This is a genomic window from Pseudoalteromonas sp. MMG010, assembly GCF_018100905.1.
GTDB lineage: Bacteria > Pseudomonadota > Gammaproteobacteria > Enterobacterales > Alteromonadaceae > Pseudoalteromonas.
In genome coordinates this window covers 76,236-90,879 of record NZ_JAGJEG010000001.1, presented here as the reverse complement: position 1 = coordinate 90,879, position 14,644 = coordinate 76,236, and the positions used below count along the sequence as shown (strand labels likewise).

Below are 14,644 nucleotides of genomic sequence, written 5' to 3'. Positions count from 1 at the left end.
ATAAATAGGTTATCTATCGTTATTAAAATTATTGCCAATTGTAGTACTTAATTGATTTCCAACTGAATACAATTATGTACTGTAATTGGTACTTTAATAACAACTTAAATTCATGAAATATAAAAACATTTAAGGAATATTTTAAGTGCAAGCAATTATTAAAGAGTTTCAACTAGGTCAACATACAGTCACCCTAGAAACAGGTGCAATCGCACGTCAAGCAGATGGTGCTGTTTTAGCAAGCATCGGTGATACATCAGTATTAGTTACTGTTGTTGGTAAGCGTGAAGCACAACCAGGTCAAGATTTCTTCCCATTAACGGTTAACTACCAAGAGCGTATGTACGCTGCTGGTCGTATCCCAGGTGGTTTTTTAAAGCGTGAAGGTCGTCCAAACGACGGTGAAACACTAATCGCTCGCCTTATTGACCGTCCAATTCGTCCACTTTTCCCTAATGGATTTGTAAACGAAGTACAAGTAATCGCGACCGTTGTATCTGTAAACCCTGAAATTCAACCTGATATGGTTGCAATGATAGGTACTTCAGCAGCACTTGCTATCTCTGGTATCCCATTTAGCGGTCCAATTGGTGCATCTCGCGTTGGTTACATCAACGGTGAGTATGTACTTAACCCGACACTAAAAGAACTTGAAGAAAGCCAACTAGATCTAGTTGTTGCCGGTACTGATAACGCTGTATTAATGGTTGAATCAGAAGCTGACGTATTAGCTGAAGACATAATGCTAGGTGCTGTTGTTTACGGCCATGAGCAATCTCAATCTATCATCAATGCAATTAACGAATTTAAAGCAGAAGCAGGCAAGCCTACATGGGATTGGACTGCACCTGAGAAAAACGTTTCGCTTGAAGAAAAAGTAGCGCAATTGGCTGCTGACAACATTGGTGATGCTTACCGTATTACTGATAAAGTAGCACGTAAAGAAGCACTTAGTGCAGCGAAAGACGTTGTTATCACAGCATTAACTGAAGAGCTTGCTGAAGATGAAAAACTAGATACTCAAGAAGTAGGTAAAGTTTTTGGTTCTTTAGAGAAGAAAATCGTTCGTGGCCGCATCACCGCTGGTGAAAAACGTATTGATGGTCGTGAACCAGATATGATTCGTGCGCTAGATGTAATGACGGGTGTATTACCACGTACTCATGGCTCTGCTATCTTTACTCGTGGTGAAACACAAGCACTTGTGACAGCTACACTAGGTACAGAACGTGATTCACAATTAATTGATGATTTAACCGGTACTCATAAAAACCACTTTATGCTTAACTATAACTTCCCTCCATTCTGTGTAGGTGAAACTGGTTTTGTAGGTTCTCCTAAGCGTCGTGAAATTGGTCACGGTAACTTAGCAAAACGTGGTATTCAAGCGGTTATGCCTACATTAACTGAGTTCCCATACTCAATTCGTGTTGTATCTGAAATCACTGAATCAAATGGTTCATCTTCAATGGCATCAGTATGTGGTACTTCACTAGCATTAATGAATGCAGGTGTACCAATTAAAGCATCTGTTGCTGGTATTGCGATGGGTCTAGTTAAAGAAGACGAAAAATTCGTTGTTCTTTCTGACATTTTAGGTGATGAAGATCACTTAGGTGACATGGACTTTAAAGTAGCGGGTACTTCTAATGGTATCACTGCACTACAAATGGATATCAAAATTGAAGGTATCACTAAAGAAATTATGCAGATTGCTTTAACTCAAGCAAAAGCAGCACGTTTACACATCTTAGGTGTGATGGACGAGGCTATCTCTGCGCCTTCTGAAGAGCTTTCAATGTTTGCTCCACGTATCTATACAATGAAGATACCACAGAAGAAAATTGCTGAAGTAATTGGTAAAGGCGGCGCAACTATTCGTCAACTTACTGAAGAAACAGGTACAACGATTGAAATCGAAGATGATGGCACAATCAAAATTGCTGCTACAGATGGCGAAAGCGCTGCAAATACAATTAAACGTATTGAGCAATTAACGGCTGAGCTTGAAGTAGGGACTATTTACAATGGTAAAGTTGTACGTATTGTTGATTTTGGTGCGTTTGTAAATATTCTTCCTGGTAAAGATGGTTTAGTACATATTTCGCAAATCAGTACTGAACGTGTGAATAATGTTTCAGACCACCTATCTGAAGGTCAAGAAGTCAAAGTTAAGGTACTTGAAGTAGACCGCCAAGGCCGTGTACGCTTAAGTATTAAAGAAGCAATGGAATCAGCAGCGCCTGCAGCTGATGAGTCAAAAGACGCGTAATTGCTAACTTATTAATCTAACAATATTTGTTAGATACTAAAAAAGGGGCTGTTTAGCCCCTTTTTTTATGCTTTAATAAACTATCGTGTAAATAGGAATGAACCTTTTTAAGCTTTTAAAAGTCTCATATTGATAATTTTGGTAATAAGGATTTTAATGATACTCAAACATTTAGCGCTAGCATCGTTTGCTATTTTGTCTCTTAGCGCCTGTCAGTCAACTTCGCAGCCATCTCCTATGCCGCTAGTAAATGTGCCTTTTACAGAACCTATGGCGAGTGATTTCAGAAGTGAAATTGCCATAGCTCGTTTTTCAGAGCTACTTAATAGAACCGATCTGAGTACTGAGCAACAAGCAAAGTTGTTGTATGACCGTGGTGTATTATTTGATAGTTTAGGTATGACAACATTATCGCGTATTGATTTTAATCGAGCGGTAACGTTAAAGCCTGATTTAGCCGAAGTATATAATTTTTTAGGTATTCAACATACGCTAATGCAACAATACGAAAAAGCGTATGAATTTTTTGACTCGGCACTAGAGCTTGATGCCGAGCATGAATATGCCTATTTAAATAGAGGAATTGCGCTTTATTATGGTGATAGAGCCGCATTGGCTAGTGATGACTTTAACGCATTTTTAGCACGCTCTCCTAACGATCCGTATCGTGTTTTATGGTTGTATTTATCTCAGGTAAATGAAAATCAGCAACAAGCTTTAATCCAGTTAAAAGAAAACGCACAGGCTTTAGATGAATCACAATGGGCATTTCAACTAATCGCGTTATATCTTGGTGATACCACTGAGCAAGCGTTTTTAAAAACAATTAGTGAAGGCGTTAAAAGTAAACAAGAGTATATTCATCGTTTATGTGAAGCTTATTTTTATTTAGCTAAACTATATCAAGCGAAAGGCCTTGATTATGTTGCAGCCGATTATTTTAGATTGGCATTAGCAACAAATGTGCACGAGTTTATAGAATATAAGTATGCGCGTTTAGAGCTTGAACTGATGAACGGTGCTGACGCAAGTTAATTTAACTAAGCTCGCTGGCTTTTTATTATTAAGCTTATTACTTACCAGCTCAACTAATCAACATTATGAACTTGGTTTTTGGCATGCTACGCATAAAAAAAACCAAGTTTTAGCTTTATATACCCACTTTCCCACATATTTTAATCAGCATTTATCTCAGCTTTCACCTGACTCAATTGCGATACTTGCGCGTAATCGTATTGCCAGTGCCCAGTGGTTATATGCAATGATGCACCTTTCGCAAGGTAAAGCCGATACAGCAAGGTTATTTTGGCTACCTGTACTAAATCGGCTATCTTTAGTGCAGCGTACAGAGCTTGCAACTAAACTATTTGACCTAAAGCGTTGGGATCAGCTTAATCAATTATATCACCTTAAGGCGCTGCCGCAGGGGAACGTACTTAATGAACTTTATTTGTATAACAGCGAACCTTATTACTTTGTGAGTGAGGCTTTTTTGCAAGCGATGCAATTTGCAAAATTAGGCGATGATCTGATTATTGATAACAAGTGTCGATTTAATGTGCTTTTATTAACTGAACATAGAGCGGGTTTAAATAAATTGGCTGAGTTTAAAGCAGTGTTTAATCAACAACCAGAACCTAAGCAGGGGGTGTTTTGTTTTTCTAACCCCGTTTATGCAGCAGGCCAAATGCTGTGTAAACTAACAAGTAAAGCAGCTAAATGCGATGTGGTCGAAAAAGTTTACCAACACTATTTAAAGAAGGGATTTAACTTTATTGTGATGATGGGGAAATCTGGAAGTGCTAATGTTGTTAATAATGTTATGCAAATAAATTCCACAGCAAGTTATCAGGTTTTTTTACATGAATTAATGCACTTTAGTGGCTTTGAAGATGAATACGTGTTGCCTGACAGTAAGCAAAAGTGGCTATGTTTTAAATCGGGTTATGTTGCCCCTAATCTATTTATTACAAATGGTGTTTCACCGCCGCAAGGTTGGGTTAAAAGTGAAAGTTGCCGTATTGGGTACGAAGCATATAAACCAAGCGTACAATTATCTATCATGCAGTATCAGCAAATAAAATTAAGCGAGCAGTATCGTCAACTATGGTTAAAACAATTAGAGACTAATAACTTAACGACTCCGTCTAATTCACGAGTGCGAGATTAGTATGAAACAATTTAATTGTGGCGTTTAAGATATCATTAAATTGTTTTGTTTTTGTTCAGTTAATACCGCTATCTATAGACAAAATAGCCGTTTTTCAGTATAACTATACATATTAATGTCGTTTAAAAACAGACAGTAAAAGCATCACTATCACGTGTAATTTTGTGTATTGATATAACAATAATGATTATAAAAGGTTCTTCATCATGACTTTGCTCTGGATACCCTTGCTATCCTTAATTGGCAGTGTTATTTCCTCATGCACCGCAAAATTGTCTCGAAATGCCACTGCCACACTTACCTTGATTGCTCCTTTAATTGCATTGGCAATTACTGCGTATCATGCACCGGCGGTTCTTGCTGGAGAAACATTACGTTATACAGTCACTTGGGTACCTGCAATCGGGCTAGACTTATCATTTCGATTGGATGGTTTAAGCTTATTATTTATGTTTATGATTTTAGGCATTGGTACCTTAGTTATTTTATATGCTCGTTTTTATGTCAGTGCTCAAGACTCTATAGCAAAACTTTATAGTTATTTAATGCTGTTTATGACTGCGATGCTTGGCATTGTAATGTCGAATAATGTAATTCAATTATGGCTGTTTTGGGAATTGACCAGTATTAGCTCTTTTTTATTAATTAGCTTTTGGTGGCATAAATCTGAAGCACGTCGCGGTGCTAAAATGGCATTAACTGTGACTGGTGCAGGTGGCTTAGCGTTATTAGCTGGTTTAATGATTATTGCCAATATTGTTGGCAGTTACGACCTCGATACTATTTTAGCAAGTAAAGAATTAATTCAATCTGATGCCCTTTATGAAGTGGCATTAGTGCTCGTATTATTAGGTGCCTTTACCAAATCGGCTCAATTTCCTTTTCATTTTTGGCTACCCCATGCGATGGCTGCACCGACCCCTGTCAGTGCATATTTACATTCAGCTACGATGGTAAAAGCGGGTATATTTTTACTCGCTCGTTTTTACCCTGCACTTGCAGGTACTGATATTTGGTTTATATTAGTGGGTCTGACTGGATTAGCGACTTTATTATTTGGTGCTTATGTTGCATTGTTTAAGCATGACCTTAAAGGTTTGCTTGCATACTCAACGATCAGCCACCTTGGTCTAATCACATTATTACTGGGTTTAGATACTGACTTAGCGGCTGTGGCTGCAATCTTTCATATTATTAACCATGCGACGTTTAAAGCATCATTATTTATGGCAACGGGTATTATCGATCATGAGACGGGTACCCGAGATATGCGTAAGTTAAATGGCATGTGGCGGTATTTACCTTATACAGCAACACTTGCTATGGTCGCAGCTGCCGCGATGGCGGGGGTGCCATTACTTAATGGGTTTTTATCTAAAGAGATGTTTTTTACTGAAACACTTTCTTCAGAAGTACTCGGCTCTATGTCTTGGTTAATACCCGTACTGGCTACTATTGCAGGAGCACTCTCGGTTGCTTATTCTGCGCGTTTTATTCATGATGTATTTTTTAATGGCGACCCGATAGATTTACCACGCACTCCACATGAAGCGCCTCGCTTTATGCGTGTTCCGATTGAAGTACTGGTTGTGTTATGTATATTGGTGGGTATTTTCCCGCATTTTGTTGTTAATGGCATATTATCTGCCGCTTCAATGGCTGTATTAGGGAAAGATTTACCCGAATATCATTTATCAATTTGGCATGGCTTTAATTTACCATTATTAATGAGTGCAATTGCCGTCGTGGGTGGTGTATTCATTTATATGAATCGTAAATACCTATTTAAATTTCAAGCATCGTTACCGCCACTTAATGCGAAAAAATTATTCGAGCGCGTAGTTTATCGTTTAGTACAGTGGAGCCAAGTTAATATTAGTAATATTGAAAATGGCTCATTACAACGGTATATCGTTGTATTACTTGTTGTTGTTTTGCTATGCGCCGGTTGGCCGCTATTTGAAATGCAAAAATTGGCAGGAAGTGCTCCATTGGCACCAATCGATATTCATAATGCTATTGGTGCTGGATTATTAATTATTGGCGCTATCGCAACTGTCATATGGCATCGCTCACGGATGGTGTCGTTACTTATGTTATCGATTGTAGGATTAATGGTTTCAGTGGCGTTTACGCGTTTCTCTGCGCCAGATTTAGCGTTAACGCAATTAACAGTTGAAGTAGCCACGGTTATTTTGTTAATGCTTGCGCTTTATTTTTTACCTCAACATACACCAAAAGAATCAAGCTCATTACGTGTATTACGAGATTTATCAATTGCCTCAACAGTGGGAGTGGTTGTTGCTAGTATTTGTTATGCACTATTAACACGCCCACTTGAATCTATTTCGGAATTCTTTATTGCTAATGCCAAAACAGGTGGAGGCGGTACTAATGTGGTTAATGTTATTTTAGTTGATTTTAGGGGCTTTGATACACTTGGGGAGATTACGGTATTAGGTATTGCGGCGCTCGGTATTTATAAAGTGCTTTCTAATATTCCCATTTTCTCTCCCACTAAAGATGGCGAGGGGCGTGAATGGGCTAAAGATAAACATCCAGTATTACTTGCGAGTATTTCGCAAAGTTTATTGCCGTTAGCACTTCTTGTTTCAGCTTATATCTTCTTACGTGGTCATAACCTACCCGGAGGTGGATTTATTGCAGGGCTTGTTACTTCTATTGCCTTTATTTTGCAATATATGGCGCACGGAACAACATGGATTAATGAACGGTTTGATGTGAATTATCGCAAAATTATTGCCAGTGGTATCGGTATCGCTTTATTTACCGGCATGGGAAGTTGGTTGTTTGACCGTCCATTCTTAACAACCTGGTTTGATTATTTTGCGATACCACTTATTGGCAAAACGGAGCTAGCAAGTGCCATTGTATTTGATTTAGGTGTTTATTTAACAGTGGTCGGTGCAACCTTAATGATTTTAGCTAGTTTAGGTAACATGAGTGGGACTACGGTTAGTAAAGAGGTAAAAATTTAATGGAATTATTATACGCGTCATGCGTTGGTGTGTTAGTTACTTGCGGTATTTTTTTATTATTAAAAGCACGTACCTTTCCCGTTGTATTAGGTTTAACCATGCTTTCTTACGCGGTCAATTTATTTTTGTTTTCGGCTGGGCGTCTAACTATTAATAAAGCCGTGGTGCTAGGTACTTCTAGTGATTATGCTGACCCTCTTCCTCAAGCCTTGGTATTAACCGCCATTGTAATTGGGTTTGCAATGACAGCATTTGTGGTTATTTTAGCTATACGTGGTCGTGCGGATTTAGGCAATGACCATGTTGATGGCCATATTCCCGAACTTTCAGCAAATAAAAAGGAACAGTCATGATTGAGCATTTGGCTGTTTTACCTATTTTACTGCCTATGTTAGCGGCGGTTATTTTATTACTGCCACCGTGTGGAAAAAGCCTTTTTATGCGCCGTATTGCCTCTGCAATTATGGCTGTGATCACATTAGTTGTAAGCATTGTGCTGTTAGTACAGGTGACTAATAATGGCATTAGCGTTTATGCAATAGGTAATTGGTCTGCGCCATTTGGAATAGTGCTTGTTGCTGATTTATTATCGGTATTATTAGTGAGTTTAACCTCGTTACTGGGTGTGGCAGTGGTTATTTACAGCATTGCTGGAGATGACAAAAAAGGTAATTTTTTTCATCCATTAGTCCATTTTTTGATATTAGGTGTAAATGGCGCGTTTTTAACTGGTGATTTATTTAACGTTTTTGTATTTTTTGAAGTATTACTAATTGCCTCTTATTCATTGCTTATGCATGCAGGTGATAAACACAGTACACGTGCTGCTCTACAATACGTCATTTTAAATTTAGTTGGTTCAAGTGTTTTCTTAATTGGTTTAGGTATTTTATATGGTGTGCTAGGAACCCTTAATATTGCCGATATGGCGCAAAAGGTACCACAACTTCAAGGTGATGATATTTATATTGCTAAGGCTGGCGGGCTTTTATTATTAGTTGTGTTTGCTTTAAAAGCCGCTTTATTGCCATTGCATCTGTGGTTGGCAAATACATACTCAAATGCAAAGCCTGTCGTAGCAGCCTTATTTGCCATTATGACAAAGGTCGGTGTGTATGCCATGCTTCGTGTGTATACGGTTGTATTTGGTGATGAAGCGGGTGAGCTTGCACATATGGCGCAACCTTGGCTATGGGGATTAGCAATTGCAACTATAATAGTAGGCGCTATTGGTGTACTTGCTGCTCAGGATTTACGCAAGTTAACTTCAAACTTAGTGATTGTATCGGTAGGGACATTAGTGGCCTTAATTTCGTTACAAAATGAAGAGGCCACCGCCGCGTTACTTTATTATTTAGTACATTCTACAGTGGTTACTGCTGCACTATTTTTATTATCCGATTTAATTTCGCTGCAACGAGGCAAAGTAGCCGATCGACTAACCGCAGGGCGAGGGGTTAAACAACCTTTTTTATTAGGCACCTGTTTTATTATTGCAACACTTAGCGTGATTGGTATGCCACCTTTGTCGGGTTTTATAGGTAAAATTTGGATATTGAAAAGCACCCTAAATAGCGGTCAAGCTATGTTTTTTTGGCCTGTGTACTTGCTAACAAGTTTAGCTTTATTGGTTGCTATGTCGCGTGCTGGAGCAAGTTTGTTTTGGGAAAGAAGACATAAAAATAGTAACGAATTAAACGATGCCCCTAATGCGCATCCCCTACATATCATTGCGATTATTTCTTTATTGGCGTGTTCGCCATTATTAGTTATTTTTGCCCAGCCAATAAGTGATTATATGCAAAATGCAGCACACCAGTTGCACGATATAAGTGGTGGTATTAAAGCCGTTATTAAAGGAGGTTTATAATGCGTTTACAAGGGCAATTTAAATGGTTACCTACCCCTATATTTAGTCTCTTTTTATTTGTGGTTTGGTTATTACTAAATAATAGTGCATCTATTGGGCATATTTTATTAGGGACTATTTTGGCATTAAGTATTCCACTGATAACATTTTCATTTCGTGATAGACAACCTACTATTATCAAACCAAGTTTGGCACTTAAGCAACTATTTATAGTACTTTACGATATTGTTGTCGCTAATATAGAAGTTGCATTATTAATACTTGGCGCCAATAAAAAATTACGGCCTGCATTTATAAAAGTACCAATCGATTTAACTCATGATTTACCGATTACTATTTTAGCCAGTTGTGTGTCATTAACTCCTGGTACGGTTAGTGCTGATGTATATCCTATCAAAGAAAATCTTCTCGAAGGCGAGCAAATAGGGCAGCGTTATTTGTTAATACATGTTCTAGATTTAGATGATGAAGAGGCGCTTATTACATTAATAAAACAACGCTATGAAATGCCTTTAAAGGAGATTTTTCAATGTTAGACACTGTATTACTTATTGTATTTTCCTTGATAGGGTTGTCTATCATGTTAAATTTTTGGCGTTTAATGAAAGGCCCATCTGTTCCTGATCGTATCTTAGCGCTAGATACTATGTATATAAACGTGATTGCTTTAATTATCCTATATAGTATTAGTATGGGCACAGGTTTATATTTTGAAGCTGCATTACTCATTGCAATGCTTGGGTTTATTAGTACGGTGGCGGTATGTAAATACCTACTGCGTGGCGATATTATAGAATAAGGTAACAGTATAATGATAAGCGAATGGATTGTCTCGGCATTTTTACTTTTTGGTGGCCTATTTATTTTTATAGGGTCGCTTGGTTTAATAAAGCTTCCTGATTTTTATATGCGCTTGCATGGCCCAACCAAAGCGACGACGTTGGGTATGGCAAGTATTTTAATTGCAGCTATGGTATTTTTTGCTAACTCTGAGCATGGGTTAAGTGTTAAAGAAATATTGATCACCGTATTTTTATTAATTACGGCACCTATCAGTGGTTACATGCTTATTAAATCGGCATTACATCATAAATTAAACGCTACGGAAGAGACCAAAGGTCTCGATAAAATAGAGAAAGATTAAATTACAAACAAGGTAAGTAATTATGCTTATGTGTTTTATTTTTATGAAAAATTAGTATACCAGCTGTAAAATAAGTAGCATTTTGTTAAATAAGGATTTAACAGGATGTTAATGTTTGCTTTACAGGTACAAGAAGCTCGCTTATTATTTGATATAGATATGTTTTACTGTTTATATCGAATAAGAGATTGAGCATGAATAAATGGATATTAGTGTTGCTTAGTGTATTGGTTCAAGGATGTTGGACCGATGATGATAAAAATATTAGTATCCAACCTGCCAGTTATACAATCTCTATATCTGTAATGTGTTTGAGATTAAGCTCTCCAATTAACCCAATTTAATATGCACTAAGACTAAATTCACCTTATTGCACAGAAAATTTAGCCATTTGATAATTTTTCAATTTTAATTACATTACTTTCTCAATGAGCTGATAGCTTATGATCAGGTCTACAATATTTAAAATTTTGAGGCTATATTCGGTCACTACAATAATAACAATACTGGGCTAGCAATAGTGCATTCTTCAAAAATAATGACCAAAATAGTGCATTGAAAACGATGTGTTTGTTTTAAGTTGTTGAAATTTAATGAACTAAAATGTGGTTTTAAACTTGCAATCTTAATTGCATCGCAATATTTTGGGGGACGCAAGTATGGCACGAATGAGCTATATAAGCTGTGTTGAGCGTTATGAAGAATACCAACGTGTAATTGAAAGCTTACTACACTCGATTGTGATGAGCATAGAAGATGGCGTATATAAAAAGCGCGATATGGGTTACTTAATAAAACGTTATCCATTTTTAGAGTTGCAATATTGCTTAGACGAAAAAGGTCTTCAAATTGGTAATAATGTTTGCTTTAAACGCCAGTATTTAAAAACACTGGGCGCACATGGTGATCATCAAGATTTAAGTGAACGACCTTATTTTCAACGTTGTCATAATGGCCAAGATATCCATTTTACCGACCCTTATATTTCTATTGCAACTAATCATATGTGCATTAGTGTGACAAAAAAACTTTCAAATAGTGAAGCTGCTCAAAAGTATTTAGTCCTTGATGTATGCCTTACTCAGTTAATCGAGTTTTTAATGGGTGATACAGCCAGAGCCAGTATGGTGCCGTTTTTTAAAGCAGGGTATGGGCTCATAGTTGGATGTTTATTTACGTTGGTATTGTTTTTATTAAGTATCGTATTTCAAGATATTTATACTTTGATACAAGAGCTAGGTAGCAATGCCGACCCTCTAAAGCCCTTTAGCATCATTATATATATTACTTTGGCTTTAGCTGTGTTTGATTTAGGTAAAACCATACTTGAAGAAGAGATATTAATGCATAAAGATATCTTTAGACATAGCTCTACGCGTCGAACTATAACGCGATTTATATCAACGGTACTGATTGCTATCTCAATCGAAGCACTGTTAACTATGTTTAAAGCCGCGTTGGGGCAATCTGAATATTTACTGCCAGCGGTTGCGATGATGTTAGCAGTAGTCGGTCTATTAATTGCGTTAGCTGTTTATGTATATTTTGGCTCAAAGGCCGAGATATTGCTTATGCAGGCTCGTTTAAAGCAAAAACCCTCTAAATAAGAGGGTTTTTAAGCAGTGACTTTGTTACTGCATATCCTGATCACGCTTGGTTTTAAAGTCAGACTCGCTTGTCCATTTAGGCCAGTCGCCATTATTTGCAAGTTGTGTTGCAATGTCGATTATAAGTTCTATATCTTGCTTTACACCACCTAATGGCCAAAGTGGCGAATAGTCGTCGGTTTCTTTGTGGTATTTATGTGTAATGTAGTCAGGATCTGTATCACCTAAACTCATAAATAATAAACTGGGTACACCTTGTTTTGAGAGTGAAAAATGGTCTGATCTGAAAAATAAACCATTTTGCGGACGAGGGTCCATTTTCACGACTCGTCCTTGTGCTTTAGCGGCCTTTTCTAAGTAGTTTTCCATGGTCGATAAATTTTTACCATATTGCAGTATGTAATCGGTACCTGCGAGTACATTCATACCATCAATATTGAGCAAACCGACCATTTGCTTGGTGGGAACGACTGTACCACTGGCAAATTCTTCTGAACCAATCAATCCAGTTTCTTCTGCTGTAAAATTAGCGAATAAAATTGAACGTTTAAAAGGGGTTTGCTGATGTATTTTATTCATGATTCGCGCAATTTCGAGCGTTGCGGCTGTACCAGAAGCATTATCAACAGCTCCATTATAAATTTTAGGGCCTGTTGGTGTTTGTTTTGTACCAAAATGATCCCAGTGAGCGCTAATTACAACAAATTCATCAGGTGCTTCGCTGCCCGTAATTTGCGCAACGACATTGTGCGATTTGGCATGAGATACTTCATTTTTAAACGCAAGATTTGCATTTAAATTAAGCGCAGTCGCTTTAAAATCATCATTTAATGCAGCTTTTTTTAAATCGTGATAATTCATTTTAGCTAAATTAAATATCTGCTCAGTAGCATTGAGTGTTAGCCACCCCATAATCGGTAATTTAGAATTATTTAAATTGTTATCCATTAAGGTGTATTTGGTCCCGGTATTTGAACTCTCGACCACTCCCCAAGGATACGCTGCGGGGGCTGTTTCATGTACTATAAACACGGCTTTTGCACCTTGACGAGCGGCCTCTTCGTATTTATAAGTCCAGCGACCATAATAGGTCATGGCATTACCTGTAAAGAGTGAATCATTTTGAGTGGCAAACCCCGGATCGTTCACTAAGATAATGACTGTTTTCCCGCTTACATCAACATTTTCATAATCATTCCAATTATATTCAGGCGCATTAATACCATAGCCTACAAATACAATCTCAGACTTACGTAAGTCAATAAGAGGGTGAAGCTGCTCAGTGCGAGCAGTAAAGTCGGTACCGGCTTTAAACTGCAAGTCGCCTATGTTTAGCTGCATAGTTTGATCTGCCGTCACCATGGCCATTTTTACAGGGTGTAAAAATTCACCTTGGTAAGCACCAGTAAGGCCGATTGCTTTATATTGTTGTTGTAAATAGTTTATTGTTTTAACTTCGCCAAGCGTTAGAGGACCTCGGCCGGCAAAGTCATCAGACGCTAATGTTTCTATATGTTGTTTTATATTTTCAAGGCTAACAGTGGGGGTGTCTTTAAGTTGTATGTGTCCATTATTTGCATCGGAGCAACTAATTAACAAAATTAGCATGCTTGCACTTACACATTTTATAAAAGTAGATAACATAAAATTCATATTAATATTTAAGGTGTTCGTTAATATAAATAGGTGTTAAATCAATGTCTAATTTTTGCGGTGAATCATGCTGTTTAGCAAAACATTAAAATTGGTTAAAGTCACAGGCAATAAAAAACCAGCATCGGCTGGTTTTTTATTGCTTATTTATACATCAGCATACTTTACGCGTATTTTACTTTTATCAACGTTTAATTGGTTAAGTGCCTTTATAGCACCTCGACTTTCAATCTCATTTGGCATTTCAATAAAAGCAAAGCCTTTTGATTGGCCGGTGTCTTTATCTAGTACTAAATTACATGTAATAACTTTTCCATGAGCTGAAAACAGTGTACGAAGATCTTGCTCTGTCGTGCTACGAGATAAGTTACGAACTAATAGTTTCATAATGAACCTAATTTATAATGTCAGCGGGTATTATCTCAACTAAACGACATTTAACCTAATTATTTTTAAAATGGACGAGTGAGGGCAACGCCAACAACCACCGCTTCTTCATCATCTATAAAATCTACCGCGAGTGTGGGCGCTAAACCAAAGTTGCCAATATGAAAATCATAAGCGGCACTAACACGATATAAATCCTCTTCATGGGGGTGATCGCCACCAATTCGCTCTTCGCCAAAACCGACTCCTAAGCGAATAGATTTTGTTGGGTGATAATACACAGAAGCAAGTAGGACACTGACACCATCATCGTGATGCGCGGAATCTGCGCGCTCGTACACAACACCAGCTCCCCATTGCGAAGTGAATTTATATTCGTATTCAATGCCATAGGTAAATTCGGTTTCATCTTGTGCATGAGTTGCACCAATGAACACGCCAGGAATGTGCGTTGCTTCAGCTGCTGCAAAGGCATTGTGCGATAGTATTAATATAAAAAATAAGGATAGTTTAACTAAGTGGGGCATCATTTTCTCCAGGTA

Annotated in this window: 14 protein-coding genes; 11 read left to right on the top strand and 3 right to left on the bottom strand. The window is 37.6% G+C overall.

What is annotated here, in order from left to right; genetic code table 11:
• Nucleotides 1–145 precede the first annotated feature (145 nt).
• From pnp to J8L70_RS00385, 11 genes are all read left to right on the top strand, one after another.
• Nucleotides 146–2,272, top strand: coding sequence for a polyribonucleotide nucleotidyltransferase (gene pnp, locus J8L70_RS00435; protein ID WP_211053507.1), 2,127 nt, complete (start codon nt 146–148; stop codon nt 2,270–2,272).
• Nucleotides 2,273–2,428: 156 nt separating this feature from the next.
• The gene (gene nlpI / locus J8L70_RS00430) at nt 2,429–3,307 is read left to right on the top strand and encodes a lipoprotein NlpI (RefSeq protein WP_211053506.1); all 879 of its coding nucleotides are present in this window, start codon (nt 2,429–2,431) and stop codon (nt 3,305–3,307) included.
• Nucleotides 3,291–4,442: a hypothetical protein gene (locus tag J8L70_RS00425; protein WP_211053505.1), complete on the top strand. Its 1,152-nt coding sequence runs from the start codon at nt 3,291–3,293 to the stop codon at nt 4,440–4,442. The genes nlpI and J8L70_RS00425 overlap by 17 nt, the downstream gene beginning before the upstream one ends.
• A 206-nt stretch (nt 4,443–4,648) precedes the next feature.
• Nucleotides 4,649–7,441, top strand: a complete 2,793-nt coding sequence (locus tag J8L70_RS00420; RefSeq protein ID WP_211053504.1) for a monovalent cation/H+ antiporter subunit A — start codon at nt 4,649–4,651, stop codon at nt 7,439–7,441.
• A complete protein-coding gene (locus J8L70_RS00415; RefSeq protein ID WP_211053503.1) occupies nt 7,441–7,794 on the top strand; it encodes a Na+/H+ antiporter subunit C in 354 nt (117 codons plus the stop codon). Before J8L70_RS00420 ends, J8L70_RS00415 begins: the two co-directional genes overlap by 1 nt.
• The gene (locus J8L70_RS00410; RefSeq protein ID WP_211053502.1) at nt 7,791–9,311 is read left to right on the top strand and encodes a monovalent cation/H+ antiporter subunit D; all 1,521 of its coding nucleotides are present in this window, start codon (nt 7,791–7,793) and stop codon (nt 9,309–9,311) included. Before J8L70_RS00415 ends, J8L70_RS00410 begins: the two co-directional genes overlap by 4 nt.
• On the top strand, nt 9,311–9,847 hold the full coding sequence (locus tag J8L70_RS00405; RefSeq protein ID WP_211053501.1) for a Na+/H+ antiporter subunit E: 537 nt from the start codon (nt 9,311–9,313) through the stop codon (nt 9,845–9,847). The genes J8L70_RS00410 and J8L70_RS00405 overlap by 1 nt, the downstream gene beginning before the upstream one ends.
• Entirely contained in the window at nt 9,841–10,110 is a 270-nt protein-coding gene (locus tag J8L70_RS00400; RefSeq protein ID WP_211053500.1) for a K+/H+ antiporter subunit F, read from the top strand. The genes J8L70_RS00405 and J8L70_RS00400 overlap by 7 nt, the downstream gene beginning before the upstream one ends.
• A 12-nt stretch (nt 10,111–10,122) precedes the next feature.
• Nucleotides 10,123–10,455 (top strand): Na+/H+ antiporter subunit G, encoded by a 333-nt coding sequence (locus tag J8L70_RS00395; RefSeq protein ID WP_211053499.1) that lies wholly within the window; start codon nt 10,123–10,125, stop codon nt 10,453–10,455.
• A gap of 194 nt (nt 10,456–10,649) precedes the next feature.
• Entirely contained in the window at nt 10,650–10,799 is a 150-nt protein-coding gene (locus J8L70_RS00390; protein ID WP_211053498.1) for a hypothetical protein, read from the top strand.
• A 315-nt stretch (nt 10,800–11,114) separates the two neighbouring features.
• Nucleotides 11,115–12,062 (top strand): PDC sensor domain-containing protein, encoded by a 948-nt coding sequence (locus tag J8L70_RS00385; RefSeq protein WP_211053497.1) that lies wholly within the window; start codon nt 11,115–11,117, stop codon nt 12,060–12,062.
• Between the two features lie 24 nt (nt 12,063–12,086).
• On the opposite strand, the gene J8L70_RS00380 is transcribed toward J8L70_RS00385, so the two are convergent.
• The 3 genes from J8L70_RS00380 to J8L70_RS00370 all read right to left on the bottom strand — a co-directional run bounded on the left by J8L70_RS00380 (nt 12,087) and on the right by J8L70_RS00370 (nt 14,629).
• On the bottom strand, nt 12,087–13,706 hold the full coding sequence (locus tag J8L70_RS00380) for a M28 family metallopeptidase (RefSeq protein ID WP_211053496.1): 1,620 nt from the start codon (nt 13,704–13,706) through the stop codon (nt 12,087–12,089).
• Nucleotides 13,707–13,862: 156 nt separating this feature from the next.
• Nucleotides 13,863–14,102, bottom strand: coding sequence for an RNA-binding protein (locus J8L70_RS00375; protein ID WP_211053495.1), 240 nt, complete (start codon nt 14,100–14,102; stop codon nt 13,863–13,865).
• Between the two features lie 65 nt (nt 14,103–14,167).
• Nucleotides 14,168–14,629 carry a hypothetical protein gene (locus tag J8L70_RS00370; protein ID WP_247664636.1) on the bottom strand — a complete coding sequence of 154 codons (462 nt, stop codon included), beginning with the start codon at nt 14,627–14,629 and terminating at the stop codon, nt 14,168–14,170.
• Nucleotides 14,630–14,644 lie beyond the last annotated feature (15 nt).